This is a genomic window from Variovorax sp. CCNWLW186, assembly GCF_037203865.1.
GTDB lineage: Bacteria > Pseudomonadota > Gammaproteobacteria > Burkholderiales > Burkholderiaceae_C > Variovorax.
In genome coordinates this window covers 120,597-146,914 of sequence record NZ_JBBCBO010000004.1, presented here as the reverse complement: position 1 = coordinate 146,914, position 26,318 = coordinate 120,597, and the positions used below count along the sequence as shown (strand labels likewise).

At 67.7% G+C, this 26,318-nt stretch carries 24 protein-coding genes; 14 read left to right on the top strand and 10 right to left on the bottom strand.

All coding sequences use genetic code 11. The annotated features are described in order from the left end of the window. Nucleotides 1-15: 15 nt before the first annotated feature. Complete coding sequence (locus V9K97_RS06700; RefSeq protein ID WP_337317133.1) at nucleotides 16-1,491, top strand: rhomboid family intramembrane serine protease; 1,476 nt, start codon at nucleotides 16-18, stop codon at nucleotides 1,489-1,491. 13 nt (nucleotides 1,492-1,504) lie between these two features. Here V9K97_RS06700 and V9K97_RS06695 read toward each other — a convergent pair whose 3' ends face one another. From V9K97_RS06695 to V9K97_RS06685, 3 genes are all read right to left on the bottom strand, one after another. Beyond that, nucleotides 1,505-2,806: a tetratricopeptide repeat protein gene (locus V9K97_RS06695; RefSeq protein WP_337317131.1), complete on the bottom strand. Its 1,302-nt coding sequence runs from the start codon at nucleotides 2,804-2,806 to the stop codon at nucleotides 1,505-1,507. An 18-nt stretch (nucleotides 2,807-2,824) separates the two neighbouring features. Beyond that, complete coding sequence (locus V9K97_RS06690; protein WP_258504697.1) at nucleotides 2,825-3,361, bottom strand: hypothetical protein; 537 nt, start codon at nucleotides 3,359-3,361, stop codon at nucleotides 2,825-2,827. Between the two features lie 98 nt (nucleotides 3,362-3,459). After that, the gene (locus V9K97_RS06685; RefSeq protein ID WP_337317130.1) at nucleotides 3,460-4,005 is read right to left on the bottom strand and encodes a DUF3455 domain-containing protein; all 546 of its coding nucleotides are present in this window, start codon (nucleotides 4,003-4,005) and stop codon (nucleotides 3,460-3,462) included. A 259-nt stretch (nucleotides 4,006-4,264) separates the two neighbouring features. On the opposite strand from V9K97_RS06685, the gene V9K97_RS06680 reads away from it, so the two are divergent. Next, entirely contained in the window at nucleotides 4,265-5,086 is an 822-nt protein-coding gene (locus tag V9K97_RS06680) for an SGNH/GDSL hydrolase family protein (RefSeq protein ID WP_443302768.1), read from the top strand. A 6-nt stretch (nucleotides 5,087-5,092) separates the two neighbouring features. Here the strand turns inward: V9K97_RS06680 and opgC are convergent, their stop codons facing one another. Then, nucleotides 5,093-6,235: an OpgC domain-containing protein gene (gene opgC / locus V9K97_RS06675; RefSeq protein WP_337317128.1), complete on the bottom strand. Its 1,143-nt coding sequence runs from the start codon at nucleotides 6,233-6,235 to the stop codon at nucleotides 5,093-5,095. Between the two features lie 154 nt (nucleotides 6,236-6,389). Here opgC and V9K97_RS06670 point away from each other — a divergent pair, with 154 nt between their 5' ends. Then, nucleotides 6,390-12,398, top strand: coding sequence for an alpha-2-macroglobulin family protein (locus tag V9K97_RS06670; protein WP_337317127.1), 6,009 nt, complete (start codon nucleotides 6,390-6,392; stop codon nucleotides 12,396-12,398). 41 nt (nucleotides 12,399-12,439) lie between these two features. On the opposite strand, the gene V9K97_RS06665 is transcribed toward V9K97_RS06670, so the two are convergent. The 5 genes from V9K97_RS06665 to selD all read right to left on the bottom strand — a co-directional run bounded on the left by V9K97_RS06665 (nucleotide 12,440) and on the right by selD (nucleotide 15,417). Next, entirely contained in the window at nucleotides 12,440-12,961 is a 522-nt protein-coding gene (locus V9K97_RS06665) for an O-acetyl-ADP-ribose deacetylase (RefSeq protein WP_337317125.1), read from the bottom strand. Between the two features lie 51 nt (nucleotides 12,962-13,012). Continuing rightward, entirely contained in the window at nucleotides 13,013-13,261 is a 249-nt protein-coding gene (locus V9K97_RS06660; protein WP_021006088.1) for a DUF3297 family protein, read from the bottom strand. A gap of 41 nt (nucleotides 13,262-13,302) precedes the next feature. Beyond that, nucleotides 13,303-13,746, bottom strand: coding sequence for a ribonuclease HI family protein (locus tag V9K97_RS06655; protein WP_258504692.1), 444 nt, complete (start codon nucleotides 13,744-13,746; stop codon nucleotides 13,303-13,305). A gap of 13 nt (nucleotides 13,747-13,759) precedes the next feature. Then, a complete protein-coding gene (locus V9K97_RS06650; RefSeq protein WP_337317122.1) occupies nucleotides 13,760-14,239 on the bottom strand; it encodes a hypothetical protein in 480 nt (159 codons plus the stop codon). Between the two features lie 98 nt (nucleotides 14,240-14,337). After that, complete coding sequence (selD, locus tag V9K97_RS06645) at nucleotides 14,338-15,417, bottom strand: selenide, water dikinase SelD (protein WP_337317120.1); 1,080 nt, start codon at nucleotides 15,415-15,417, stop codon at nucleotides 14,338-14,340. Between the two features lie 118 nt (nucleotides 15,418-15,535). Between selD and V9K97_RS06640 the strand changes: the two genes are divergently transcribed. Genes V9K97_RS06640 through V9K97_RS06605 form a run of 8 tightly spaced genes read left to right on the top strand, consistent with a single transcriptional unit; the run spans nucleotide 15,536 to nucleotide 21,367 of the window. Then, a complete protein-coding gene (locus V9K97_RS06640) occupies nucleotides 15,536-16,393 on the top strand; it encodes a putative selenate ABC transporter substrate-binding protein (protein WP_337317119.1) in 858 nt (285 codons plus the stop codon). A 31-nt stretch (nucleotides 16,394-16,424) separates the two neighbouring features. Continuing rightward, nucleotides 16,425-17,264 (top strand): phosphonate ABC transporter ATP-binding protein, encoded by an 840-nt coding sequence (locus tag V9K97_RS06635; protein ID WP_337317117.1) that lies wholly within the window; start codon nucleotides 16,425-16,427, stop codon nucleotides 17,262-17,264. Continuing rightward, nucleotides 17,261-18,112: a PhnE/PtxC family ABC transporter permease gene (locus V9K97_RS06630; RefSeq protein WP_337317116.1), complete on the top strand. Its 852-nt coding sequence runs from the start codon at nucleotides 17,261-17,263 to the stop codon at nucleotides 18,110-18,112. The genes V9K97_RS06635 and V9K97_RS06630 overlap by 4 nt, the downstream gene beginning before the upstream one ends. Beyond that, nucleotides 18,109-18,912: a phosphonate ABC transporter, permease protein PhnE gene (phnE, locus tag V9K97_RS06625; protein WP_337317114.1), complete on the top strand. Its 804-nt coding sequence runs from the start codon at nucleotides 18,109-18,111 to the stop codon at nucleotides 18,910-18,912. Before V9K97_RS06630 ends, phnE begins: the two co-directional genes overlap by 4 nt. Continuing rightward, entirely contained in the window at nucleotides 18,905-19,978 is a 1,074-nt protein-coding gene (mnmH, locus tag V9K97_RS06620; RefSeq protein ID WP_337317113.1) for a tRNA 2-selenouridine(34) synthase MnmH, read from the top strand. The genes phnE and mnmH overlap by 8 nt, the downstream gene beginning before the upstream one ends. 27 nt (nucleotides 19,979-20,005) lie before the next feature. Then, complete coding sequence (locus tag V9K97_RS06615; protein WP_337317111.1) at nucleotides 20,006-20,431, top strand: GNAT family N-acetyltransferase; 426 nt, start codon at nucleotides 20,006-20,008, stop codon at nucleotides 20,429-20,431. A 12-nt stretch (nucleotides 20,432-20,443) separates the two neighbouring features. After that, nucleotides 20,444-20,713: a DUF2277 domain-containing protein gene (locus V9K97_RS06610; protein WP_281149528.1), complete on the top strand. Its 270-nt coding sequence runs from the start codon at nucleotides 20,444-20,446 to the stop codon at nucleotides 20,711-20,713. Between the two features lie 27 nt (nucleotides 20,714-20,740). Then, nucleotides 20,741-21,367 (top strand): LysE family translocator, encoded by a 627-nt coding sequence (locus tag V9K97_RS06605; RefSeq protein WP_337317110.1) that lies wholly within the window; start codon nucleotides 20,741-20,743, stop codon nucleotides 21,365-21,367. A gap of 18 nt (nucleotides 21,368-21,385) precedes the next feature. Here V9K97_RS06605 and V9K97_RS06600 read toward each other — a convergent pair whose 3' ends face one another. Continuing rightward, a complete protein-coding gene (locus tag V9K97_RS06600; RefSeq protein ID WP_258504674.1) occupies nucleotides 21,386-21,595 on the bottom strand; it encodes a thrombospondin type 3 repeat-containing protein in 210 nt (69 codons plus the stop codon). Between the two features lie 271 nt (nucleotides 21,596-21,866). On the opposite strand from V9K97_RS06600, the gene pbpC reads away from it, so the two are divergent. From pbpC to V9K97_RS06585, 3 genes are all read left to right on the top strand, one after another. Next, nucleotides 21,867-24,155, top strand: a complete 2,289-nt coding sequence (gene pbpC, locus V9K97_RS06595; RefSeq protein WP_337317109.1) for a penicillin-binding protein 1C — start codon at nucleotides 21,867-21,869, stop codon at nucleotides 24,153-24,155. Further along, entirely contained in the window at nucleotides 24,152-25,549 is a 1,398-nt protein-coding gene (locus tag V9K97_RS06590; RefSeq protein WP_337317107.1) for a TPM domain-containing protein, read from the top strand. Before pbpC ends, V9K97_RS06590 begins: the two co-directional genes overlap by 4 nt. Nucleotides 25,550-25,633: 84 nt before the next feature. Next, entirely contained in the window at nucleotides 25,634-26,314 is a 681-nt protein-coding gene (locus tag V9K97_RS06585; RefSeq protein WP_337295600.1) for a FadR/GntR family transcriptional regulator, read from the top strand. The last annotated feature ends 4 nt before the right edge of the window (nucleotides 26,315-26,318 follow it).

Below are 26,318 nucleotides of genomic sequence, written 5' to 3'. Positions count from 1 at the left end.
CCTTCAAGGCCCCGCTTGTTCTACGCCATCCCGCTCGAGAACAAACCGAGCTGGCGCAATCCACCGTGGATGACGGTGCTGCTGATCCTCGTGAACATGATCGTGTTCTGGGGGCCGCAGCGCAGTGAAGAAAAGGCCGACGAACGCGCGGCCCACTACTACGCGCAGAGCGTGCTGCCCGAGCTGGAGCTGCCGCCCTTCGTGGCCTGGCTCGAGGAAACACGTTCCCCGCGCGCCAAGGCCGCGCAGCGGCTGCTGGCCCGCAAGCAGACAGGGCCGCTGCTCGACGGCATGCAGCAGGAAAAAGCGTTCCTGCAAAAGCTGCGGGCAGATGGCGTGGTCACACCCGCGAACCCTCGGTACGCCGAGTGGAAGCGCGACCGCCAGCAGTACGAATCGATGCAGCCCGCGCCGTTCACCGAGCGCTGGGCGCAGGACTACACCAAGGACGCGGAGTTCAAGCCGTGGACCTGGGTGACCGCCGCCTTCCTGCACGGCAGCACGGGGCACCTGCTGGGCAACATGCTGTTCCTCTTCCTGTTCGGCTTTTCGGTCGAGCTGGCACTCGGCCGCGGCACCTACCTGAGCTTCTACATCCTGGGCGCGGTGGGCGCCTCGGTGCTGGCCGACTGGGCCTATGCGGGCAAGGGCAGCTACGGCCTGGGCGCCTCGGGTGCGGTGTCGGCGCTGATGGGCATGTACGCGGTGATGTACCGGCTGCGGCGCATCCGGTTCTTCTACCAGCTGTTCTTCTATTTCAACTACGTCACCGCGCCGGCCCTGCTGCTGCTGCCGGCGTGGATTGCCAATGAATTGCTCCAGCACGCGGTGGGCGGCCGGGGCATTGCCTACATGGCGCACCTGGGCGGCCTTTTGACCGGCGCGGCGCTGATGGCCTGCGCCATGGCGCTGAACCGCGTGAAGACGCCGGAGACCGTGGCTTCGGAACAATCGAACGGCGACGAGGAGTTCAACGGCCACGTGGCCGCGGCGCGGCGGCTGGGCGCCGCCATGAAGTTCGAGGCCGCCGCCGCCGAATGGCGCGCCGCCGCCGCATTGCAACCTGGCGACACCGACACACTGCGCGCCTGGTTCAACACCGCGCGGCTGCAGCCCGCGAGCGAAGACTTTCACCAGGCCGCGCGCCGCATCTTCCGCCTGCCCGCCACCGACCCCGACACGCTGGCGCTGCAGCACGCCAGCTACACCACCTACCTCGACCAGGCCAAGCCCGGCGCGCGCCTGAAGCCCGACGACATGGCCCGGCTCGCCCGGCGCTTCACGCGCGTGCGCCAGTTCCAGGACGCCGACAAGCTGTGCCGCGTGCTGCTGAAGACCGCGCCCGACCATCCGGAACTGGCCGATACGCTGTCGGCCTGTGCCAACGGATTGCTGCATGCCGGCGAGCGCGAGATGGCCAAGGGCTGGCTGCCGCATCTGCTCCGGCTCGCGCCCAACGACATGGTGACGCGCGCCCTCGAGCGCGCCTAGCCTCGGCCGAAGATCAGGCCGCGGGCCGCAGCAGCCAGCGCACTTCCTGCGTCTGCTCGCTGTCCGGGAAGCGCGATTCGAGCGTCTTCAGGATCGGCTGCGCCATGTCGGCGCGGCCCAGCCCCTGCACCAGCACCCTGGCTGCCAGCTCGTAGGCTTGCGGAATGGCCGCGTGCCCGCGAAAGCGCCGGTCGAAGCCCGACAGCAGCGCCAGCGCGGCATGCGCATCGCCATTGCGCCATTCGGCTTTTGCCAGCGTCATGACCGTGGGCGCGTCGTCCAGCGCAAAGGCCTTGTCTTTTTCGCGGCAGGCCTTGAAGACCTTGAGCGCCTCGGACGCCAGGTCGCGCCGCAGCAGCAGCGGGATGTAGCGGCGCGCATGGTCGAGCAAGGTGGACGCCTTGTCGGGCACAAGCAGCAGCACGCGGTGGTAGCGGCGCTGCGCCGCCAGGTCGTCGGCCGCCGCCACGCGCTGCGCCTCGTAGGCCACGCCCAGCGCGCCAGCCACGTCCCCGTCGGTCACCAGCTGCGCCACTTCGGCATCGGTGCGCTGCGCGGCAATCTGCTCGGGCGTGCGGCGGTCTACCGGCGCGCCGTCGTCCACCCCGCCGCCGGGCAGCAGGTCGATGCCGAACGCGTCATGGTGCTGGTACATCACGTAGCCGAGCAGGCTGGCCATCACCCAGCCGAAGTAGATGAACGCGAAATTGGCGATCGGCAGCACGATGAGGCCGTCGATCATCGGCAGCACCATGCCAATGGCAATCTGCGCACCCGCGCTCAACAGAAACAGGAAGAAGCACAGCAGCGCATACGGCCACCCGATGATGCGCATCGCATCCATCACGTGGCCGGGATTCATGGCCTGGAAAAAGCTGCCCGACTGCACCAGCACGATCACCGCGGCCGGAAACGTGAACGACACCACGAACACCCCGACGGTGCCCAGCACCGGCTCGTACCAGGCCAGCCAGCCGATCAGCGCGCCCTGCACCACCGAAATGGCAAACAGCTTCCACGGCAGGTTGACCCAGTCTTCATTCAGCTCGCGCGGAAAATCTTCCGAACGCCAGATGCCTCGCGAGCCGAGCGCGGTCACCTTGAAGCCGTAGCGGCTGGCCGCCAGCACGATGCCCAGCTCGATCACGATCAGCGACAGGCCGGGATGCAGAAAAGGAATGGCCTCGAACAGCAGGCTGCAGAACGCGAGCACCAGGCCGTACATCAGCGGCCGCAGCTGGAACGGAAAGGCGAAGAAGCTGTTGAGGCGGTGCCAGAACGGCGGCGGGGGCGGCGGCGAGTCGTTGACGAGCATGGTGGCGGCGCTCCGCGCTTACTTGAAGAAGTCGCTCTGGCTCATGGCGCCGCGCCCGCCCATGCGCACCACGGTGACGTCGTCGCCGCGCACCAGCCGCATCTGGCCGAGCTCGCGCTCCAGCCGCTGCGTGAAAGTGCTCTTGAACTGCATGGCCGCCTCGCCCATCTTCAGCACGCTGGTGCCTTCGACGGTCGCGCTCTTGCGGTCGCTAGCCACCTCGATGCTGTCGATGTGGTACTCGTACTCGATGGTGAGAATGCCGCCCATGCGCTCGCCCACCGACTCGAACATCTTGAAAGTCTTGCGCAACGAGTCGCAGGCCTGTTCGCGGTCGCTGCTGGTCTCGGTGGTGCGGCCCATCATCACCGTCTTGCTCTGGATGACGACCTTCTTGCTGAGCTGCTTGCACAGCTTGTCGGCGTCACGCGAATAGATGGCGTGGGCTTCTTTCTCGTAGTACGTGCGCACCATCGATTCGTCGAGCTTGCGCCCGCCGATGAAGAAGTACCACGCGCCCACGCAGAGCGCGACAACGATCGCAATTTGCTTCATTCCCCGCCCGCACGCTGGGTGCGCTCCGCTCCGATTTTGCGGGGAAGTATACGTTGCCGAATGTTTCCTGAGGCGGCGAACGGGGCCTGAAAGCCGCGTCAGACGGCGCGGTAGAAGATGTAGTCGGCCTGGTATTTCACGACCTGCTTCTGGCCCATGTTCGAGGCGCCGCAAGCCGCCGCCGGTGCCACGCCGCCCTGGGTCGAGACGCGCTGGATGTAGCTCACGCCCTGCATCGCGCCCGAGCCCATGGCCGGGTTGGCCTTCACCAGCTGGTAGGGAATGTTGCCGGTGCCGGCGGGCGCCACCGCCACCTGGGTGGCCGTGAGCTTGGAGCCGTCCATGCTCTCCCAGGTGGCCGGCGGGCCGTAGTACTTGCCCACCTGCTTGCCGGCGCGATCCATCAGCCTGGCGTCCGGGCCGACGAAGACCCACTCGTGCTGGCCGGGCATGTTGGCCTTGGCGCGGCATTCGTAGGTGATGTCGCCTGCGCCCACGGTTTCCATGACCACGGCGTGGCCGGCCGGCACCTTCACCGCGTCGGGCAGGCCGGCCTGGGAATACATCGGGGGCTTGGCGCCCATGCCGGAACAGGCGGCAAGGCCCGCGGCGGCTGCGAGGACGGTCAGGGTGCGGATGGTCATGGTCGGTTCCTTTGTCGCCTGAGCGAGCGGTGAATGAAAAGACGAGCCCGTGAAGGCGAGTCCGTGCCTCGGCGCCGTGCGCCCGGACGGTCTCGCATGCTTGTACGCATGCCAAGCGCAAATGGATTGCATGGGCCGGTGCGACAGAGCCGCCCCGCAGCTGACTGCGTCAGAATAGGACGCTCGCGTGCCCGCGCCGAAGACCAGCCTCGGGCCGTGCCTGAAAAAACCACCTGACTTGCGTTCCGCCTTGTTTCCGATGCCTTCGATCAAAACCGCGCTGGCCGCGGCCTTGCTGCTCGCGGCGGCACTCGCCTCGCACGCCCAGAACCACAATGCCGTGCTGCCCTACGAGTCGCTGGACAGCACGGCGGTCGATACGTCTTCCGAATACCTGGCGGCCAAGGCGCGCTGGCACAACGAGCTCGCGGCCTTTTCGCGCGCCGACCAGCAGCAGTTTCCGGCGCCCGGCGGCGTGGTGTTCGTGGGCAGTTCCTCCGTGCGCATGTGGAAAAGCCTGCTGCAAGACTTTCGCCAGGTGCCCGGCGTCGTCAACCGCGGCTTCGGCGGCTCGACCATGGCCGATTGCAGCCTGTTCGCGCGCGACCTGGTGGTGCGCTACAAGCCGCGGCAGGTGCTGGTGTACGCCGGCGACAACGACCTGGCCGAAGGCCGCACGCCGCTGCAGGTGCTCGAAAGCTTTGCGCGCTTCGTCAACACGGTGCGCGCCGAACTGCCCAACACGCGCATCAGCTTCATCTCCGTCAAGCCGAGTCCCTCGCGCGAGCACCTGATGCCGCTGGTGCGCGAAACCAACAACGTGATCGCGGCCTACCTCAACCGGTTGCCCGACAGCGAATACATCGACGTCTTCACGCCCATGCTCGGCGCCGACGGCCGGCCGCGGCCGGAGCTGTTCCGCAGCGACAGGCTGCACATGACGGACGAGGGCTACCGGCTCTGGCAGTCGATCATCGCGGCACGGCTGCCGGGAGCCGTTGCGGCGGCAGCCCCAGTTCCCGCGCCGGCACCCATGCCCGTTCCTGCGACGGCACCGGCACCGGCGCCTGCCCTGCCCTGACCGGCCTCAGGCCTGCGCAGGCTCGGTCGGCACATCGTCCGCCGGAGGCGGCACGTCGGCCCCGCGCGTGAACCGCGCCACCGCATACATGCCGGCAAAAACCGCCAACAGCAGCAAGCCATCGCCCCACCAGGGCCGCGCGGTCTGGCTGTCGCCGTAGAAGGCCAACACGAGCAGCACCGCCACCAGGTGCGCGCAGAACACCGGCAGCGAGGCCGAGCCCATGGCCTCGAGCCAGTGCAGGCGCGGAATCTTGCGCATGAACCAAGGCCCGAAGCGCACCGCCAGGATGCCCAGCGCCACCAGGTTGACCAGGCGCAGCGGTCCCAGCTGCCATTTGTCGAACAGCAGGTTCAGCTCCACGTCGCCGCCGAAGGGCGCCTGGCCGTTGATGCCGTGGTGGCGCCACCAGAAGCCATAAACCGCAATGGCCAGCGCGGGCACCCACAGCCAGGCCGGAAAACGCATCGGCCGCGCATCGGGCAGGTTGCGGCTGGCGCCGATGCACAGCCCCGCGAACCAGAGAAACTGCCACGCATAGCTGTTGAAGGCGCCCATCTCATGGAACGGCACCGGAATGCCCAGGTAGTGCACGGCCAGCCCGTAGATCCATTCGCTGAGCCCGAACTGGGCCAGGGCCCACACGGTCGCGCTCACGGCCATGACCAGCGCCCAGCCGTGCCGCATGGCAAACGCCAGCACCCAGGGGCTCATCAACATGAAGAAGATGTACATCGGCAGGATGTCGAGCAGCGCCGGTTCGTAGACCAGCAGCAGCCCGAACAGAAACCCGTCCCGCGGCTCCGCAAGGTAGTACGACACCAGGTTCTTCACGGCCGGCTGGTCGATGTGCAGCCCGAGCGCGGCAATGACCGTGAACAGGAACAGCAGGATCGCCGCCTGGCAGAGATACACCTTGAGCACGCGCCGCCAGAAGGCCTGGCGCATCGAATCGACGCCGCGCACGTAGCCGATGCGGCTGTAGACCAGGCCCGCCACAAAGGCCGACAACAGCACGAAGCCTTCAGCCGCCGAAACGAAGCCGAACGGCTGCCCCAGCGGATCGGTGAGACGCGTCGGCAAATGGGTGACGGTCATCAGCACGAGCATCAGCCCGCGCAAGGCGTCAATTTCCCAGTAGCGTTTCATCGGTCGGCGGCGAGGTCTTGGTGGCGGTCCGCGCGGCGCACGCACGACACCTCCAATTGTATGAAGACCGCCACGGCATATGACTCCTGGCACTGCCGAACCGCCATTCAAATCGGCTACGCTGCGCGGTGCTTCAAGGTGGAGAAACGAATAAATGAAAAAAACCATTCCAACACTGCTTCTGGCCGGCAGCGCTTTTCTTGCCGGCCCGGGCCACGCCCTCCAGATCACCAGCCTCACGCCCCAGGGCGAAGTGGCGCGCGTACGGCAGATCGTTGCCAAGTTCGACCAGGCCGCCGTGAATTTCGGCGATCCCAAGGCGCCCGCGCCGCTGGCCGTGAGCTGCACCGACGCCCAGGCCGGCAAGGGAACGGGCCGCTGGACCGATGCCAAGCAGTGGGTGTACGACTTCGAGAACGACCTGCCGCCCGGCGTGCGCTGCACCGTCACGCGGATTTCCACCTTCAAGCCGAGCGGCGGCGGCGAGTTGACCGGGCCCGAACGCTATCAATTCAATAGCGGCGGACCGTTCGTGCGCAATTTCATGCCGGGCAGCTATGGCCGGATCGACGAGCAGCAGATGTTCATGCTCGAGCTCAACGGCGCGGCCACCGTCGAAAGCGTGCGCCAGAACGTGTGGTGCGCGGCCGAGGGCATTGGCGAGCGCATTCCCGTCAGGCTGCTCGAAGGCGAGCAGCGCGCCGGCCTGCTCAAGGCCTTCAGCCGCGAGAAGGAAGCCGCGAAGGACCCGCTGCGCTTTATTGCGCTGCAGTGCAACCGCACGCTCACGCCCGGCAGCAAGGTGCAGATCGTCTACGGCAAGGGCGTGGCCACGCCTTCGGGTGTTGCCAACAACGTGGAACGCCGCCTGAGCTTCCAGGTGCGCGAGCCGTTCGCGGTGTCGTTCACCTGCGAGCGCGAAAACGCGCAGGCCGCCTGCCTGCCGCTGCGGCCGATGCAGTTGCAATTCAATGCGCCGGTCACGCGCAAGATGGCCTCGCAGATCCAGCTCAAGGGCGCCGGCAAATCGATTGCCGCCACCCTTGAGAACGACGGCGGCACGCCGAGCGAAGACGACGTGGTCAGCTCTGCAAGCTTTGGCCCGCCGCTCGCCGAGGACACCAAGTTCACCGTCGAGCTGCCCGCCAAGTTCGAGGACGCATCGGGCCGGCCGCTGGCCTCGCCCGGCAGCTTTCCGCTGAACGTGGCAACCGGCGCCATGCCGCCGCTGGCCAAGTTTGCCGCCTCGCCTTTCGGCGTGGTCGAGCGGCTGGCCGAGCCCGGCACACCGGCCATGATGCCGGTGACCGTGCGGCGCGTGGAACCCGCGCTCATGGTGCAGGCGCTCACGCCCGGCAAGGTGAGCGACATGAACCCCAAGACGGACGCCGAGATCATTGCGTGGTTCCGCAAGGTGCGCCGCTACGACGAGTACACCGTGAGCCGCGAGCAGGCGCGCAAGGACGTGAAGGGCGCGCTGCCCGCCGTCATCGACTCCAACGAGCGCACCCGCATCCAGACCCGCATGCTGTCCCTTCTGGCAGGCCAGCCCGGCGTGAAGGCGCTCGACATGCCCAAGGCCGAGAGCGGCGATCCACGCCCTTTCGAAGTCATCGGCATTCCGCTGACGCCGGGCTTCCATGTGCTCGAGATCGCGTCGCAGAAGCTCGGCGACGCGCTGCTCGACGAGCGCTACGGCGCCAGCCGCACGATGTATGTGCGCACCACCGCGCTGGCCACCAACCTGGCCGTGCACTTCAAGCTCGGCCGTGAAAACTCGGTGGCGTGGGTCACCACGCTCGACAAGGGCAAGGTGGTGCCGAACGCCGAAGTGCGCGTGTCCGACTGCCGCGGCGTGGCCGTCGCATCGGGCAAGACCGACGCCAACGGCGTGGTCAACCTGGCGGGCGTCGCGCCCGAGGCGCCCAACTGCAGCGGCCCGGACGACTACAACGCGGGCGCATGGTTCGTCAGCGCGCGCGCCAAGGACGACAAGGGCGTCGAAGACCTGGCCTTCACCTGGAGCGACTGGCAGCGCGGCATCGAGCCCTGGCGCTTCAACGTGCCCACCAGCCTGCAGGCCGAGCCCGACCGCGTGGCCCACACCATCTTCGACCGCACGCTGCTGCGCGCCGGCGAAACGGTGTCGATGAAGCACCTGATCCGCACCCAGACCAGCAAGGGCTTCGGCCTGCCCGAAAAGCGGCCCGACACGCTGGTGGTAACCCACACCGGCAGCGGCCAGCGCTTTACGCAGCCGCTGGCATGGCGCAAGACGCCGACCGGCGGCCTGAGCGCCGAAAACACCTTCGCCATTCCGCCGGCCGCCAAGCTCGGCGTGTACGAGGTCATGCTGCGCAACGGCGACGGCGACTCCGAAGGCGACGGAGAAGACGGCAACTACAACCGGAGCTTCTCCACCGGCCTGTTCCGCGTCGAAGAATTCCGCCTGCCGGTGCTCGAAGGCCGCATCACGCCCGCCGACAAGAAGCCGCTGGTGAGCGTGACCGCGGTGCCGGCCGACGTGCAGATCAACTACGTGGCGGGCGGCGGCGCCGCCAACCTGCCGGTGCGCGTGTCGGCCATGGTGCGCGGCAAGAGCCTGAGCTTTGCCGACCATGAGGCCTTCAGCTTCAGCCCGCCGCGCGTGCAGGCCGACGGTGCCCAGGCGGCCACGCCCGCCGCCGATGCCGCGGGCGGCGAGGAAGACATCAACAGCGCCAGCGACACCCGCGTGATCGCCGACAAGCTGCCGCTCACGCTCAACAAGGACGGCGCCGGCAAGGTCACCATCGACAAGGTGCCCAAGGTCAAGGCCGCGCGCGAGCTCTTGCTCGAAGCCACCTACGCCGACCCGAACGGCGAGGTGCAGACCATTCGCAGCACGCAGACGCTGTGGCCCTCCTCCGTCATTGCCGGCATCAAGACCGAAGGCTGGGTCTCGACCAGCCAGAAGCTCAAGTACCAGGCGCTTGCGCTCGACCTTTCGGGCAAGCCCCAGGCCGGTGTGACGCTGAATGTGCGCGCCGTGGCACGCATCACCACCACCAGCCGCAAGCGCATGGTGGGCGGCTTCTACACCTACGACAACAAGACCGAGACCAAGGACATCGGCACGGTCTGCAGCGGCAAGAGCGACGCACGCGGCCTGCTGCTGTGCGAATCCGAGCTGAAGGAGGCCGGCGAGGTCGAGCTGGTGGCCAGCGCCACCGACAGCGAAGGCCGCGACAGCCGCGCCGCCAGCTCGGTGTACGTGACCAAGCAGGGCGAACTCTGGTTTGGCGGCGAGGACAACGACCGCATCGACGTGCTGCCTGAGAAGAAGAGCTACCAGCCCGGAGAGATCGCCAAGTTCCAGGTGCGCAGCCCGTTCCGCTTTGCCACCGCGCTGGTGTCGGTGGAACGCGAAGGCATCATCGAAACGCACGTGGTGCAGCTCAACGGCAAGGACCCGACCGTGAGCCTGCAGGTCAAGCCCGAGTGGGGACCGAACGCCTATGTGAGCGTGCTCGCCTTGCGCGGCCGCCTGCGCGACGTGCCGTGGTACAGCTTCTTCACCTGGGGCTTCAAGGCACCGCGCGAATGGTGGACCGCCTTCTGGTACGAAGGCAAGGAATACGTCGCGCCCACCGCCATGGTCGACCTGAGCAAACCCGCCTATCGCCTGGGCATGGCAGAAATTCGCGTCGGCACGCGCGCGCACCAGATCGACGTGACCGTGACCAGCGACAAGCCCAGCTACCCGGTGCGAAGCAAGGCGCAGATCACCATCTCCGCCAAGCTGCCCGACGGCAAGCCCGCGGCCGGTGCCGAGGTGGCCTTGACAGCGGTCGACCAAGCGCTTCTGGAGCTCATGCCCAACGACAGCTGGAACCTGCTCAACGCCATGCTGCAGCGGCGCAGCTGGGGCGTCTCCACCTCCACCGCGCAGATGGAAATCGTCGGCCGGCGCCACTACGGGCGCAAGGCCGTGCCCGCGGGCGGCGGCGGCGGCAAGGGCCAGACGCGCGAACTGCTCGACACGCTGTTGCTGTGGAACCCGAAGGTCGTGCTCGACGCCAACGGCCAGGCCGTGGTGACGGTGCCGCTCAACGACGCGCTCACCACCTTCAAGATCGTGGCGGTGGCCGATGCGGGCACCAGCCTCTTCGGCACCGGCCAGGCCAGCATCCAGGCCACGCAAGACCTGCAGATCATCAGCGGCCTGCCGCCGCTGGTGCGCGAGGACGACCAGTTCCGCGCCCAGATCACGCTGCGCAACACCACGCAGAAGCCGATGAAGGTGGAAGCCACGCCGCGCGCCACGCTGCTCACGCTGGAGACGCAGACGGTGGAAATTCCGCCCGGCGAGGCGCGTGAAGTTGCATGGACCGTGACCGCACCCGCGCAGCTTGCGCAGACGCGTGCCGAGGCCATCCTGTGGGAGATCGAGGCCAAGGACACCCTCGGCGGCGCGCGCGACGCGCTCAAGGTGCGCCAGCGCATCGTGCCTTCGGTGCCGCTCACGGTGCAGCAGGCCACGCTGGTGCAGCTCGACGGCCCCTTCACCATCGACGTGGCGCCGCCGGCCGATGCCCTGCCGGGCCGCGGCGGCCTGAAGCTTGCCCTGCAGCCCAAGCTCGCCGAAGGCCTGCCGGGAGTGCGCGACTGGTTTGCGAACTACCCGTTCATCTGCCTCGAGCAGAAGACCAGCAAATCGGTCGGCCTGCGCGACGCAAAGATGTGGCAAGGCGTGCTGGCCCAGCTGCCAACCTACCTGGACAGCGACGGCTTGGCCAACTACTTTCCACCGCGCGACGGCGAAGCCAACCGCGGCAGCGACATTCTCACCTCGTACCTGCTGGCGGCAACGCACGAGGCCGCGGCGCTGAACCCGGCCTTCGCGCTGGCGGACGACCTGCGCGCGCCCATGGAGTCGGGCCTCATCGCTTTTGTCGAAGGCCGCATCCAGCGCGAGTTCTGGAGCCCGCGCAAGGACCTGGACGTGCGCAAGCTCGCCGCGCTCGAGGCCCTGTCGCGCTACGGCAGTGCCAAGGCCAGCATGCTCAGCAGCATCACCATTGCGCCGAACCAGTGGCCCACCAGCGCGGTGATCGACTGGCTCAACATCCTCAAGCGCATGCCCGACGTGCCGCAGCGTCAGCAGCGCCTCGACGAGGCCAACAACGTGCTGAAGGCGCGCCTGTCCTACCAGGGCACCAAGCTCATCTTCAGCACAGAGCGGGACGACTACTGGTGGTGGCTCATGACCAACGGCGACGTCAACACCGCGCGCCTGCTGCTCAGCGTGATGGACGACCCGGCATGGAAGGACGACATCGGCAAGCTCGCCAACGGCTTCATCGGCCGGCAGCAGAACGGCGCCTGGCACACCACCACCGCCAACCTGTGGGGCGGGCTCGCGCTCGAGAAGTTCTCCAAGGTGTTCGAGAGCACGCCCGTCGCGGGCATCACCGCCGCCACGCTCGGCGCAGCCAAGGCACAGGTCGACTGGAGCAAGGTCGAGCGCGTGAAGACCACCGATGCGGCCGGTGCACCCAACCAGAGCACCTTCTTCGGCGCGCCCGCCTCGCCGGGCAACCTGAAGAACAACACGATGTTCCTGCCGTGGGCGGCCTCGCCTTCAGGTGCACCGGTGCGCGACACCCTGCTGGTCACCCAGCAAGGCACCGGCAAGCCGTGGCTCACGATGCAGTCGATTGCCGCCGTGCAATTGAAGGCGCCGTTCGCCGCCGGCTATGCGCTCAAGAAGACCATCACGCCCGTCGAGCAAGCCACCGCGGGCAAGTACACGCGCGGCGACGTGCTGCGCGTGAGCATCGAGGTGAACGCCAGCGCCGACATGACCTGGGTCGTGATCAGCGACCCGATTCCCGGCGGCGCCACCATCCTGGGCAGCGGCCTGGGCCGCGATTCGCAAATCGCCACGCAAGGCGAGAAGAAGTCGGGTGCCGGCTGGCCGGCTTTCGAGGAGCGCAGCTTCGAAGCCTTCCGCAGCTACTACGAGTACCTGCCCAAGGGCGTGGTGAAGATGGAGTACACCGTGCGGCTCAACAACGTGGGCGACTTCGCGCTGCCGCCGAGCCGCGTCGAAGCGATGTATGCGCCCGAGATGTTTGGTGAAACGCCGAATGCGCGAGTGAAGGTTGAGGCGGCGAAGTAAGGCGAAGTAAGGCGAGGCAAGGTGCAGCGGGGCCTGCTTTTCTAGGCAGGCCCCGCTGCCGCAAGCGCCGCTTCGTACACGGCCAGGTCCGCGTCCGAAAAGCAGCAGAACGTGACCTCCTCCACGCTGGCACTCTCCGCCAGTGCCGATCGAACCGTGGCCACCGCAAGGGGTGCCGCGAGCTCGATCGGATAGCCGTAGATGCCGGTGCTGATCGACGGAAACGCGATGGTCCGGACGCCGTGCTGTCCGGCGATTTCCATCGACTTCCGATAGCACGATGCAAGCAACTCCGGCTCTCCGTTCGAGCCCCCGCGCCAGACCGGCCCCACAGTGTGAATGATGAACCTGGCCGGTAGCCGATAGCCTTTGGTCAGCTTGGCGTCGCCGGTCTTGCAGCCCGCCAGCAGGCGGCATTCATGCAGAAGCTCGGGCCCCGCCGCGCGATGAATGGCACCGTCGACCCCGCCACCGCCGAGCAGCGATGAATTTGCCGCATTGACGATGGCATCGACTTGCAGCTTGGTGATGTCGGCGCGTACGGCGCGAAGAGCTTTCGGCATGGCTTTGATCTGCGTCGAATGAACGGGCAACCGGGGCGAGAGCGGGCTCTCTTAGCGATAGAACGCCTCGACCCTGCCCTTCAGCTTGATCAGCAGCGGCTTGCCCTTGCGGTCCACCGTCTTGCCCGCGGGCACCTTGATCCAGCCTTCGCTGATGCAGTATTCCTCGACGTCCAGGCGCTCCTTGTCGTTGAAGCGGATGCCGATGTCGTGCTCGAAAACGGCCGCGACGTGGTGCGGGCTGCGCGGGTCGGTGGACAGGTGGTCGGGAAGGGGCGGGAGGGAATTGGCTTCGGTCATGGAATAAACGGTTATCTATCTGAAAAACTGAACCGCGCAGCTTAACGCCGCTTCTTTGTTGCCTTGGCGGGCGCCTTGGGCGCAAACCCGAGCGAGGCGCGCGCGAGCGCGTCGGCCTCTTGGTTGCGGTGCCGCGGCACCCACCGAAGGCTCGCTTCTTCAAACGAGCCGAGCAGCGCTCGGGCATCCTCGAACAAGCCGGCCATGCGCGCGATCGGTCTGGCGCCGGGCTCGACGAGCTGCTCGACGAGGATGCTGTTGTCGGTATAGGCCAGCACCGCGGTCGCTCCCCTTGCCTTCAGTTCTTCGAGCGCAAGGGTCAGTGCCCTCAGCTCGGCTTCGTTGTTGCAGCCGGTGGCGTGGCTGGCCAGCGACAAGGTGTGGCGGGTGCCGTCGGGCTCGGTGATGACCGCGCCGGCGCCCATGCGGCCGGGGTTCGGCATGGCGCTGCCGTCGCAGTACACGGTCCACGGGCGAAGTTGCATCGGCTGCGTCGGCTCAGCAGTTGCTGCGCTTGATGCCCGCCAGGTTCTGGCACGGCCGCTGGCCCGGTGGCGGGCCCGGGTCCTGCGGGCGAGGAGGCCGCGGGCGGATGACCGGGCGGCCGCCGTCGTAGTACGGATCGGGCCCCCAGCTGTAGACCGGCGGCGGCTCGGGGGCCACGCGCGGCTCTTCGACGTTGCGCGGAATGATGGCGGGGCCCTGCGGCACATTGCTGACGGGGGGCTGCGGCAACGCCGCGCTCGACGGCGGCGGCGTGTAGGCCGGGCGGCGCGCTTCTTCGGAGGAGGAAGCAGGCGGTACCACCGACAACGGCTCGGAAATAGGCACCTGGCGCGAAAGCTTGGTACCGGGCGGGCACTGGCCCTGCGTGTAGACGATGCCGCCGCTGGCGTCGGTGCAGCGAACCACGTCTGCAGCATGCGCCAAGGCCGCGGCTGCAAAGACCGAAATGAAAAAGACCGTTGTGCGCATCATGCGACCCTCGCTGTTGGCTGCCGGAGCCTGGCGTTGTTGTCTGCCCCTGGCATCATTCTGGCTCGAACTCGGCGCTTTCGGCGTCATCCGCACGGTCTTCAGGCCAACACGCGCAGGCGCGCGGGGCCTTGCTCCATGCGGCCGACCACAGCGGCATCCGCAAAGCCTTCGCGCCGAAAGACCTGCAGCACCGCTTCGGCCGACTCGGCAGCGCAGCTCACGAGCAGGCCGCCCGAGGTCTGCGGGTCGCTCAGCAGTGCCTGCGCCATGGCCGGGAGGCCTTTCGCAAGCTCGATCTCCGCGCCGTAGCCGGCCCAGTTGCGGCCGGAGGCGCCCGTCACGAAACCATCCGCCGCCATGGCGGCCACGCCGTCCAGCAGCGGCACGCGCGGCCAGTCGATGGTGGCCGTGAGCTTGGCGCCGCGCGCGAGCTCCAGCGCATGGCCGGCCAGCCCGAAGCCGGTGACGTCGGTGAGCGCATGCACACCCGGCATCGTGGCCAGCGCAATGCCCGGCGTGTTGAGCCGCGTGGTGTTCTCGATGAGCTGCCGGTAACCGGCGAGCGAAAGCTTTTCTTTCTTGAGCGCAGCCGAGAGCACGCCCACGCCCAACGGCTTGCCCAGCACCAGCACGTCGCCCGCGCGGGCCTCGGCGTTGCGCTTGACGTGGACCGGGTCGACCAGGCCCATCACCACGAGCCCGTAGATCGGTTCGACCGAATCGATGGTGTGGCCGCCCGCAATCGGAATGCCGGCCGCGCGGCACACGTCCTGCCCGCCGCGCACGATCTCGCCGATCACTTCCACCGGCAGCTGGTTGACCGGCATTGCGACCAGCGCCAGCGCCATGATCGGCTTGCCGCCCATTGCGTAGACATCGCTGATGGCGTTGGTGGCTGCAATGCGGCCGAACTCGTACGGGTCGTCCACGATGGGCATGAAGAAGTCGGTGGTCGCGATCAGCGCCTGCTTGTCGTTCAGGCGGTACACGGCCGCGTCGTCGGCCGTTTCGATGCCCACCATCAGCTCCGGCGGAATGAGGCCGCCGCCGCTGTTCTTCAGGATTTCAGACAGCACGCCGGGTGCGATCTTGCAGCCGCATCCGCCGCCGTGCGAAAAGCTGGTGAGCCGCAGCGGAGCCAGCGGGTTGAGGGGTGAAATCGTCGGCGTGTCGGTCATGGCGCAATCCGTATCAGGGCAGTCGCCCATTATCGAAGCCGCGCGCAAACGGCGCCCGGACACGGGTTTCTACAATCGAAGGTTGTCCCTTCTTCCTTGCGCCATGCCGCGCCACGCCATGAAACCCATCCTTCGCATCGCCCTTGCACTCTCGCTGTCCGCCTTCGCCCTGGGTGCCTTTGCACAAGGCAAGGTGCTGCGCGTCTCCGCCATTCCCGACGAGGCGCCCACCGAATTGCAGCGCAAGTTCTCGCCGCTGGGCGACTACCTGAAGAAGGAAACCGGCATGGAGGTGCAGTTCACGCCCGTGACCGACTACGCCGCGGTGGTCGAAGGCCTGGCCACGAACAAGATCGACCTGGCGTGGCTCGGCGGCTTCACCTTCGTGCAGGCCCGCCTTCGCACCAACGGCGGCGCAGTGCCGATCGTGCAGCGCGCGGAAGACGAGGTGTTCACCAGCAAGTTCATCGTGCCGACCGACAGCACTGTAAAAACACTGGCCGACCTGAAAGGCAAGACCTTCGCGTTCGGTGCGCCCTCCTCCACCTCGGGCAGCCTGATGCCGCGCTACTTCCTCATGCAAGCTGGCATCGACCCGGAAAAGGACTTCAAGACGGTCGCGTTTTCCGGCGCGCACGATGCCACCGTGGCCTTCGTGGCCGCCTCGCGCGCCGAAGCCGGCGTGCTGAACGCATCGGTGTGGGAGAAGCTGGTCGAAAGCAAGAACCCGAACGCCGCCAAGGTGCGCGTGCTGGCCACCACGCCCACCTACTACGACTACAACTGGACGGTGCGCCCCGGCCTCGATCCGGCACTGACGAAAAAGCTCACCGAGGCCTTCCTGAAGCTGGACCCGGCCAACCCCGCCATGAAGGACATCATGGCCCTACAGCGCGCGAGCAAGTTCGTTGCCACCAAGTCGTCCAACTACGACGGCATCGAAGCCGCCGCCAAGTCGGCTGGGCTGATCAAGTGATGTCATTGCGGCGCGCCAGCGGAGCCGTCGCGTGAGTTTCTCGCTCGACCATGTCGGGCTGGTTCACCCGAACGGCCATCGCGCGCTGCGAGGCGTGTCGTTTGCCGCACGCAGCGGCGACCGGGTCGCCGTCATCGGGCCTTCGGGCGCGGGCAAGACCACGCTGCTGCGCGTACTCGGCGCTGCGTTGCGGCCCGGCGAAGGCACAGTGCAGCTACTCGGCGAATCGCCTTGGAGCCTGGCTGCGCCCGCATTGCGCAAGCTGCGCTCCCGCATCGGCACCGTGCACCAGAGCCCGCCGATCGCGCCGCGCCTGCGCGTGGTCACCGCCGTGCTCTCGGGGCGGCTGGGGCAATGGAGCGCGATGCGCGCACTGGCCTCGCTGCTGCGCCCGTCAGACCTTGCCGGGGCGCACGAGGTGCTGTCGCGCCTCTCGCTCGAAGACCGGCTGTTCGACCGCTGCGATCGCCTCTCCGGCGGCCAGCTGCAGCGCGTGGGCATTGCGCGCGTGCTCTACCAGCGGCCCGCGCTGCTGCTGGCCGACGAACCCGTGTCCGCGCTCGACCCGACGCTGGCCGATGCCGCGTTGCAGCAGCTGGTGGCGCAAAGCGAAGCGACCGGCGCCACGCTCGTGGCTTCGCTGCATGCGGTCGACCTGGCGCTGCGCTGGTTTCCGCGCATCGTGGGCATGCGCGGCGGGCAGGTAGTGTTCGACGAGCCCGTAGGCAACGTGACCGAGTCGATGCTCGTGGCCCTCTACGTAAGCGAAGGCGGCCTGCCGGTGCAGGCGCGCCAACAGCCTCTCGACCTCGCATCGGGTCGATTCGCTTCGGGCGCCGTGAACTCCATCGAACGCCCGGACTGCCTGTGAGCACCGTGCAGCCATTGCCGCCACGCACAGCGCCCGCGCTGCGCGACCCCTTGGCGCGCCGCCGCCTGGTGTGGCTGCTTGCCGCGCTGGTCATCGCATGGCCGATGCTGCAGCTGTCGGGCTTTGCGCCGTCGGCCCTGTTCGCGCCCGGCAACCTGCAGGTGATCGGCGGTTTCCTCGCTGGCTTTCTGCCGCCGGAAACCGCACCGGATTTTCTGGCGATGCTGGCCAAGGCCACGCTGGAGACGCTGGCCATGGCCACCGCCGGCACGGCGCTGGCATTCGTCATCGGCGCGCCGCTGGCTTTTGTGACCACCCGCGCGCTCTCGGTTTCGCGCATCGGCCCCGGACCTGGCCGTGCGCAAGCCGGCATGGTGCGGCAAGCCGGGCGCTCGGTGCTGATGGTGCTGCGCGCCGTGCCCGAGATCGTCTGGGCACTGGTCTTCGTGCGTGCGCTGGGCCTTGGCCCGGCGGCCGGCGTGCTGGCACTGGCCATCACCTATGGCGGCATGCTCGGCAAGGTGTATGCCGAAGTGCTCGAATCGACCGACACCCGCCCCGCCCGCGCGTTGCTGGAAAGCGGCAGCGGGCGCTTTGCCGCACTGGTGTACGGCCTGTTGCCCAACTCCGCGCAGGAGCTCATCTCTTACACCGTGTACCGCTGGGAATGCGCCGTCAGGGCCTCGGTGGTGATGGGTTTCGTGGGCGCGGGCGGCCTGGGCCAGCTCATGGACCAGTCGATGAAGATGCTCAACGGCGGCGAAGCCAGCAGCATCCTGCTGGTGTTCCTGGTGCTGGTGTTGCTCGCCGATGCGCTGAGCAATGCGTTGCGGCGGCTGCTGGCATGAACGGGCACGTCGACCTGGCCGGACCACCTCGCTGCATCCGCTGCTGGATCGCATCGGCGCTGGTGCTCGCGGCCGTGGTGGCCAGCTTCGCCTACCTGGCCATCGACTACCGTGCGCTGTTCACAGCGGAGTCGATCGGCTTCATGGGCAAGTTCATCGCCGAGTTCTTTCCGCCCGATTTGTCGAGCGCCTTTCTCGCCAAGACGGCGTGGGGCGCACTGCAGACCCTGGCCGTCTCGGCGCTCGGCACGCTGCTGGCTGCCGCGGGTGCCGCCGCGCTGGCGTTACCGGCCTCCGGCCGGTCGGGCCTCTTGGTACGGCAGGGCTGCCGTTTTGTCCTCAACTTTCTGCGCAGCGTGCCTGAACTGGTGTGGGCCGCGCTCATGGTGCTGGCCGCGGGCATCGGCCCGTTTGCCGGTGCGCTCGCGCTCGCGCTGCACACCACCGGCGTGCTGGGCCGCCTGTTCGCCGAAAGCCTTGAGAACGCGCCGCGCGAGCCTGAACAGGCGCTGTCGCTCAGCGGCAGCGGCGCGGCGGCGGCCTTCGCCTACGGCAGCCTTCCACTCGTGCTGCCGCAATGGGTGGCCTATGCGCTGTATCGTTGGGAAATGAACATCCGGATGGCCGCGGTGCTGGGTTTTGTCGGCGGCGGCGGCCTGGGCCAGCTTCTCTACTTTCACTTGTCGATCTTTCAACAGCAGCAGGCCATGACCGTATTGATTGCAATGTTCGTCCTGGTGGCGCTTGTCGACCTGGCAAGCGGCCGGCTGCGGCGCAACCTGGGGCACGCCCATGCGTGAGCACGACAACCCGCGCCACCAGCCCACGCGCGTGGCGGACCTGCACCGGTTCGACACCGTCATCGATGCGCGCTCGCCTTCCGAGTTTGCGCTCGACCACATTCCCGGCGCCATCAACTGCCCGGTGCTCGACGACGAAGAGCGCCGCATCGTCGGCACCATCTACAAGCAGACCGGCGCGTTCGAAGCGCGGCGCGTCGGCGGCGCCATGGTGGCCGCCAACCTCGCGCGGCACCTGCGCGAACGCTTCGGCGAGCAGCCCGCCAACTGGCGGCCGCTCGTGTATTGCTGGCGCGGAGGGCTGCGCAGCGGTTCGATGGTCACCTGGCTGCGCCTGGTCGGCTGGGACGCGCAGCAGCTTGCCGGTGGCTACAAGAGCTTTCGCCACCATGTGCTGGCGCAAATCGAGGCCGCGGTGCCGAAGCTTCGGCTCAAGGTGATCTGCGGTGCCACCGGCAGCGCCAAGACGCGCGTGCTGCAGGCGCTGGCCGCGCGCGGCGAACAGGTGCTCGACCTGGAACATTACGCCAGCCACAAGGGCTCGCTGCTGGGCGCCCTGCCCGGCGTGCCGCAGCCGTCGCAAAAGCAGTTCGAAACGCGCATTGCCACCTGCTTCGGTGCGCTCGACCTCTCGCGCACGCTGTATGTGGAAGGCGAAAGCGCCCGCATCGGCCGGCTCTCGGTTCCCATTCCCCTGGTCGCGCACATGCGCGCCGCCGCATGCATCGAAATTCAGGCGGATGCGGCCGCCCGGCTCGACTACCTGCTGCGCGACTATGCCTACCTGGGCGACGACCGCGCGACGCTCGCGGAACAGCTAGGCAGGCTGAAGGAAATGCAAGGCAAGGCCGTGGTGCAGCGCTGGCAGGAATGGGCGATGGCGGGCGACCTGCCGCAGCTTTTTGCGGAACTGATGGCGCTTCATTACGATCCGCACTACGAACGCTCGCAGGCGCGCCATTTCGAAAAGTGGCCGCTGCGCCAGCAGGTGGCTGCGCCGGACCTCACGGACCGAGGCATCGAGGCCGTGGCGGAGGCCATTCTGCGGTTGAACGCGGCTGGGTGACCGGCCAAAAACAGAGAGGCTCGCTCCATGACACTCGAATGGCGCCATTCGCTCGAAGGCATCGATTGGGAGGAACTCTCCCGGCTCTACCAGGCCGCACCGCTCGGCAACAAGCAGCCCGACGGCCTGAAGCTCGTGTTCTCCAACAGCATGTTCAAGTGCTTCGTGTACGACAACGGCCGCATGGTCGGCGCCGGGCGTGCAGTGGCCGACGGGCTCGACTGCTCCTACATCTGCGACGTCGCGGTGCACCCCACGCATCAGGGCACGGGCCTCGGCAAGCAGCTCGTCTCTCGGCTCATGGATCTTTCGAAGGGCCACCGCAAGATCATTCTGTATGCGGTGGCCGGCAAGGAGTCCTTCTACGAAAAGTTCGGCTTCAGGCGCATGAAGACCGCCATGGCCGTCTTCGAGAACCAGGCGCAGGCCGCGGAGCGCGGACTGATCGAGTGAAATGGAGTTCCCATGTGCAGAAGCATCAAGACCCTCTACAACTTCGAGCCTCCGGCCACCGAGCAGGAGATCCGCGCTGCGGCGCTGCAGTTCGTGCGCAAGCTCAGCGGCTTCAGCGTGCCTTCCAAGGCCAACCAGGAGGCCTTCGAGCGCGCGGTCGACGAAGTGGCTGCAACGGCTGCGCGCCTGATCGATTCGCTGGTTACCACTGCCGAGCCGCGCGACCGGGCCATCGAGGCGGAGCGCGCCAAGGCCAGGTCGGCCGCGCGCTTCGGCACCTGAACGCAACAACAACCCTGGAGACTTTTCATGCCCGTTGAACTCTGGCTCGCCTTCGTGGCGGCATCTGCCGTGCTCTTGATCATTCCCGGCCCGACCATCCTCACGGTGATCAGCTATTCCATGTCGCATGGCCGGCGCGCCAATGTGCCGCTGGTGGCGGCAGTGGCGCTGGGCGATTCGACGGCGCTGGTGGTTTCGCTGCTCGGCCTGGGTGCGCTGCTGGCCGCTTCGGCGTTCTGGTTCACGGTGGTGAAGTGGGCGGGCGGCCTGTACCTTCTGTACCTCGGCATCAAGCTGCTGCGCGCGGGCATCACGTCGTCCGAAGTCGCGGCGCCTGCGGCGCCCGATTCGCGCTGGCGGCTGTTTGCCAATACCTACCTGGTGACGGCGCTCAACCCCAAGGGCATCGTGTTCTTCGTCGCGTTCTTGCCGCAGTTTCTGAGCCCTGCGGCCGACATGACGCGCCAGCTGTGGATGCTGGCGGTCACCTTCGTGGCCATGGCGGCGCTCAATGCCACGCTCTATGCGGTGTTTGCGGGATCGGCCCGCAAGCTGCTTTCATCGCCGCGCGCGCAGCGGCGCTTCAACCTTGCGGGCGGCTCGCTGCTGAGCGCGGCGGGCGTGTGGGCGCTGCTCGCGCGCCGGCCCGTCTGAGGCGCGCTGCAGCCTGGATCAGCGATACGGGTTGTTCGGCCTGCGGTCGTAGCGGTTGGGCACCCCGTCGCCATCGCGGTCGCGGTCATAGCGGTTGGGCACGCCGTCGCGGTCTCGGTCGCCGCCGTAGTACTGGCCGCGCGGCGGAGGCGGACGGTCGTAAGGTGCAACCACGCAGCCGGCCAGAACAGCCGATGCGGCAAGCAGAATGGCCAATGTCTTTTTCATGATTTTCTCCTTGGAGTTTTTAAACGCGGCCTGCCTCCGCAAGCCGTCGTCTGCATTTAAGGCCACCTCCGTCTCGGCTGCGTATCCCGAATGACGCTTGGGCGTGAAGTTCGTTACCGGATGTGGAACCTTGCTGCGAACTTTGGCTGTAATTTCTGAGCAAGGGAGGCGGCGGCACGCCCGAGTCGGAGTAGGTGCAGTTCCCGTGGGCGCATCGCCGAGAATGGCGCGGCTTCGACATCTATTTGCCCGCCTCCAGTTCACGCCCTCCATGCATCGCCCGTCATTTACCGCCAGCCATCTTGCCGCTGCATTGATCGTGGCAAGCTGCATGCAGCCGGGCCTGGCGTTTGCCGCCGGTGCGGTGAGTTTCGACGAGGTGAAGCGCGGGTTTCGCTCGTCGGACACCGCGGTGCTCGACCGCAACGGCGAACTGCTGCAGCGCGTGCGCACCGACGCCACGGTGCGGCGCGGCCAATGGATTGCGCTGGCCGATGTGTCGCCGGCGCTGCGCATGGCCATGGTGTTGAGCGAGGACCGGCGCTTCTACGAGCACAGCGGCATCGACTGGCGCGCGGTGTCGTCGGCGGCGTGGGCCAACCTGTGGAACACCCGCACGCGCGGCGCCTCGACCATCACGATGCAGCTCTCGGGCCTGCTCGACGAAGACCTGCGCCGCGCCAACAGCGGGCGCACTTTCACGCAGAAGATCGGCCAGACGATGGCGGCCACTCAGCTGGAGCGCAACTGGCGCAAGGACCAGATCCTGGAGGCCTACCTCAACACCGTGCCGTTCCGCGGCGAGATCGTAGGCATCGATGCGCTTTCGCGCACGCTGTTCGGCAAGGCGCCGAGCGGGCTGGACGCGCGCGAGGCGGCCGTGGCCGCGGCGCTGGTGCGCGCGCCCAACGCCAAGCCCGCGCAGGTGGCGCAGCGCGCATGCGAGGTCATGCGCGCAATGGAGCCGGGCCAGAAGATCGACTGCGATGCGCTCGACATGTTCACCAGCGCGGCGGTGCAGCGGCGGGCGTTCGATGCGAACGAAGGCATTGCGCCGCATGCGGCGCGGCGCGTGCTGAAGGAGTTGGCCGAAGCCGAAGCCACCGCAAAGTCCGCGGCGCCCGCGCGGCAAGCAGGCCCGAGGGAAACAGCCGTGCGCACCACCCTGCGCGCGCCGCTGCAGCGCTTTGCGCTCGACGCACTGCAGCGCCACCTGAAGGAACTGCGCGGCCGCCATGTGGAAGACGGCGCGCTCGTGGTGCTCGACAACGCGAGCGGCGAGGTGCTGGCATGGGTCGGCTCGTCGGGCCCGCTGAGCCAGGCGGCCGAGGTCGATGCCGTCACCGCGCTGCGCCAGCCGGGCTCCACGCTCAAGCCGCTGCTCTATGCACAGGCCATTGCCGAACGGCGGCTCACCGCGGCATCGCTCATCGACGATTCGTCGGCGCAGATCAACACCGCCAGCGGCCTCTACATTCCGCAGAACTACGACCGCCAGTTCAAGGGGCCGGTGTCGGCGCGCACGGCGCTTGCCGCATCGCTCAACGTGCCGGCCGTGCGAACGCTGGTGATGGTGTCGCCCGAATCGTTCGCGCGGCAGTTGCGCGCGGCCGGGCTGCCGCTGCGCGAAAACGGCGACTACTATGGCTACAGCCTCGCGCTCGGCAGCGCCGAGGTATCGCTGCTGTCGCTCACCAATGCCTATCGCATGCTGGCCAACGGCGGGCGCTACGAGACGACCACGCTCACGGCGCGCACGGCCGCGCCGCCAGCGGCCTCGCCAACAAAAGCCAAGGCTGGGGACAACGCATCCGCCGCCGCGCCCATGCTTGACCCGGCCGCGGCCTTCATCGTCGGCGACATCCTGTCCGACGCGAACGCGCGCACGCGCACCTTCGGGCTCGACAGCATTCTTTCCACGCGCTTCTGGACCGCGGTGAAAACCGGCACCAGCAAGGACATGCGCGACAACTGGGCCGTGGGCTGGTCTCAGCGCTACACGGTGGGCGTGTGGGTCGGCAACGCGAGCGGCGCGTCGATGTGGGACGTGAGCGGCACCAGCGGCGCAGCCCCGGTGTGGGCCGAGGTAATGCGCTTTTTGCACGCACGCGAGCCGAGCCGCGCGCCCAGGCCGCCCGCTGGCCTGGTGGAGGCGCGCGTGGCTTTCGGTCCCGGCGCCGACGGCAATCCGCTCGAAGCGGCGCGCAGCGAGTGGTTCCTGCAGGGCACGGAGCAGCCGCTCTTTGCGCTCGACACCGGCGCGGGCACGCCGGCGGCAAACACCGCGGCGGCGCGCATCATCGCGCCGGTCGACGGCACCATCATCGCGCTCGACCCGGACATTCCGCCGCTGCACCAGCGCGTGCGCTTCGAGTCCGAAGGCCGCGGCGTGCAATGGCGCATCGACGGCAAGCACTTTGCGCGCGGCAACAGCGCGCAATGGCTGCCCTGGCCGGGGCGCCACGTGATCGAACTCGTCGACGCGACGGGCAAGGTGGTCGACCAGCGCAGGATCGAAGTACGCGGCGCAGGCGTGGTTGCGAAAAACGCCCGCCGATGAAGGCGATCATCGGCGGGGTACGGGCTCTGCGGCTCTGGTGGTGGTTGAGCCTGCATGTGGCGGCATTGCTCGCGTGGCCCTTGCCGGCGCAAGCCAAGCCGGTGCCTGTGCCGCCGATGCAGTCGCGCGTGGTCGATCTGACGAAGACGCTGAAGCCCTCCCAAGCCGAGGCTTTGCGGCAGCAGATTGCATCCATCGAGAACGAAACCCAGGCGCAGTTTGCGGTACTGATCGTGCCGACCACCGGGGAAGACTCGATCGAGCAGTACGCCACGCGTGTCTTCGCCGCCTGGAAGCTGGGCCGCGAGCAAGAAGACGACGGCGTGCTGCTGCTGGTGGCGCTGAAAGACCGCCGCATGCGCATTGAGGTGGGCACGGGCCTGGAAGGCGCCATCACCGACATACAGGCCGCCCGCGTCATCGACGAGCAGATGACGCCGGCCTTTCGCAAGGGCGAGTTCGCGGAGGGCATCGAGGCGATGCTGCAGGTGCTGTCGCAGCGGGCCGGCACGCAGCCCTCCATGATGATCGCCGAGCCGGACACGCCGGAGGACGAACAGCACACGCTGCAAGCACAGGAAGAGCCGGAAGAAAGCGGCCCCACCGGCATGGGCCGCGTGACGCCTGCGGGCTGGGCCCTCTTCGGCGTTCTGCTCTGGAGCGTTGGCGTGGGCATCTGGCACAGCCGGCGGTCCGGCAAGCCGAAGCGCAGGCGCGCGGCCGCCCCGGCCCCGGATTCTTTCTTGCGCGCCCATTCCCACTGGAAGCTGTCGTTCGGCATGCTCATGGCCCCTGCGCTGGCGGCCGCCGTCATCCTGCGCGAACCTGTGATGCTTTTCATGCTTGCGACGATGCCCGCCCCGCTCGGCTTCGGGCTGGGAATGGCCTGCGCCCGCTCGCGCACGGCGCGGCGCGTTACCGCCGCCGCGGTGCTGCTGATCGTGCTGCTCGTCGTGGCGGCCCGCAGGGTGGGAGCGGACGTGCTGCTGCAGGGCGCCATGTATCTGTTCGCCGCCACGATCGGCCTTGCGTTCGCCTCGGGCGTGGCGTTCGGCATGCGCAATGCCTGGCGCGCAAGCTTCGCCAGCTTCGGGTTGCGCCTTCTTTTCGTGCTCGGTGCCATGGCCGTGATGGGCGCGACGGCCTTCCAGGGCATTGCAGAGGACACGATGTGGATGCCGCTCACGTTGGTGGCTGTGGTGACATCGGCATTCGCCTTTCTTCCGCTCGCCTTCGGCAATGGGAACGGCGCGGGCCGCGTTCGCTACAGCTCGGGCGACAGTGGCTGGAGCGGCAGCAGTTCCTCCAGCAGCTCTTCTTCCTCGTCGTCGTCTTCGTCATCTTCATCGGGCGGCGGCTCCAGCAGCGGCGGCGGGGCATCCGGCAGCTGGTAGCTGCAATCCCCTGCTTGCGACTGCGGCATTGAAGCCGGCGGACAATTCATCCAATGATTCAATGAATAGGCCTTTCTGACTCCTATGCTGGCCCAAGCACCCCGAACCTCCCTGGCCGACAGCGCCGCCAACAGCATTCGCGCCGAAATTTCGGCCGGCCGCTGGGCCGTCGGTTCACGCATTCCCATCGAACCGCAGCTTGCGCTGCTTCTCGGCGTGAGCCGCGGCACCGTGCGCGAAGCCGTCAAAACGCTGGTCTCGCGCGGCCTGCTCGAAGTGCGGCAGGGCTCCGGCACCTATGTGCGCTCGGGGTTCGACCCGTCAGCCAACTTGCAGAAGATGCGGCGCGCGAGCCTGCGCGACCAGTTCGAGGTGCGCCGCGCGCTCGAGGTAGAAGCCGCCCGGCTTGCCGCCGTGCGCCACACCGCCAAGGACCTGCGCAACCTGAGGGCGCTGCTCGACCAACGCGGCTTGCCGGACGCAAGCGATGGCGGCGCAAGCTTCATCCAGCGTGACCTGGACTTCCACCTGGCCATCGTCGACGTTTCGGGCAACCTGGCGCTGGCTGAAACCTGCCGCTTCATTACCGGCTACATCAAGGACACCATCGGCAGTTCGATCGGCACCAGCCTGCCGGAACCCGACCAGGCGGCGCACGAATCCATCGTCGAAGCCATTGCCAGCCGCGACCCCGACCGCGCCGCGGAAGCAGTTCGCGCTTTCATGGCACCCATGATCGACGCGCTCTCGCGAGCCGAGCCATGAAGGG

Bases quoted from the DNA above. Each gene is read 5' to 3' on its own strand.
- V9K97_RS06695 (WP_337317131.1), bottom strand. From the start codon at position 2,806: ATGCTCGTCAACGACTCGCCGCCGCCCCCGCCGCCGTTCTGGCACCGC.
- V9K97_RS06690 (WP_258504697.1), bottom strand. From the start codon at position 3,361: ATGAAGCAAATTGCGATCGTTGTCGCGCTCTGCGTGGGCGCGTGGTAC.
- V9K97_RS06685 (WP_337317130.1), bottom strand. From the start codon at position 4,005: ATGACCATCCGCACCCTGACCGTCCTCGCAGCCGCCGCGGGCCTTGCC.
- V9K97_RS06680 (WP_443302768.1), top strand. From the start codon at position 4,265: ATGCCTTCGATCAAAACCGCGCTGGCCGCGGCCTTGCTGCTCGCGGCG.
- opgC (WP_337317128.1), bottom strand. From the start codon at position 6,235: ATGAAACGCTACTGGGAAATTGACGCCTTGCGCGGGCTGATGCTCGTG.
- V9K97_RS06670 (WP_337317127.1), top strand. From the start codon at position 6,390: ATGAAAAAAACCATTCCAACACTGCTTCTGGCCGGCAGCGCTTTTCTT.
- V9K97_RS06665 (WP_337317125.1), bottom strand. From the start codon at position 12,961: ATGCCGAAAGCTCTTCGCGCCGTACGCGCCGACATCACCAAGCTGCAA.
- V9K97_RS06660 (WP_021006088.1), bottom strand. From the start codon at position 13,261: ATGACCGAAGCCAATTCCCTCCCGCCCCTTCCCGACCACCTGTCCACC.
- V9K97_RS06655 (WP_258504692.1), bottom strand. From the start codon at position 13,746: ATGCAACTTCGCCCGTGGACCGTGTACTGCGACGGCAGCGCCATGCCG.
- V9K97_RS06650 (WP_337317122.1), bottom strand. From the start codon at position 14,239: ATGATGCGCACAACGGTCTTTTTCATTTCGGTCTTTGCAGCCGCGGCC.
- selD (WP_337317120.1), bottom strand. From the start codon at position 15,417: ATGACCGACACGCCGACGATTTCACCCCTCAACCCGCTGGCTCCGCTG.
- V9K97_RS06640 (WP_337317119.1), top strand. From the start codon at position 15,536: ATGAAACCCATCCTTCGCATCGCCCTTGCACTCTCGCTGTCCGCCTTC.
- phnE (WP_337317114.1), top strand. From the start codon at position 18,109: ATGAACGGGCACGTCGACCTGGCCGGACCACCTCGCTGCATCCGCTGC.
- mnmH (WP_337317113.1), top strand. From the start codon at position 18,905: ATGCGTGAGCACGACAACCCGCGCCACCAGCCCACGCGCGTGGCGGAC.
- V9K97_RS06615 (WP_337317111.1), top strand. From the start codon at position 20,006: ATGACACTCGAATGGCGCCATTCGCTCGAAGGCATCGATTGGGAGGAA.
- V9K97_RS06610 (WP_281149528.1), top strand. From the start codon at position 20,444: ATGTGCAGAAGCATCAAGACCCTCTACAACTTCGAGCCTCCGGCCACC.
- V9K97_RS06605 (WP_337317110.1), top strand. From the start codon at position 20,741: ATGCCCGTTGAACTCTGGCTCGCCTTCGTGGCGGCATCTGCCGTGCTC.
- V9K97_RS06600 (WP_258504674.1), bottom strand. From the start codon at position 21,595: ATGAAAAAGACATTGGCCATTCTGCTTGCCGCATCGGCTGTTCTGGCC.
- pbpC (WP_337317109.1), top strand. From the start codon at position 21,867: ATGCATCGCCCGTCATTTACCGCCAGCCATCTTGCCGCTGCATTGATC.
- V9K97_RS06590 (WP_337317107.1), top strand. From the start codon at position 24,152: ATGAAGGCGATCATCGGCGGGGTACGGGCTCTGCGGCTCTGGTGGTGG.
- V9K97_RS06585 (WP_337295600.1), top strand. From the start codon at position 25,634: ATGCTGGCCCAAGCACCCCGAACCTCCCTGGCCGACAGCGCCGCCAAC.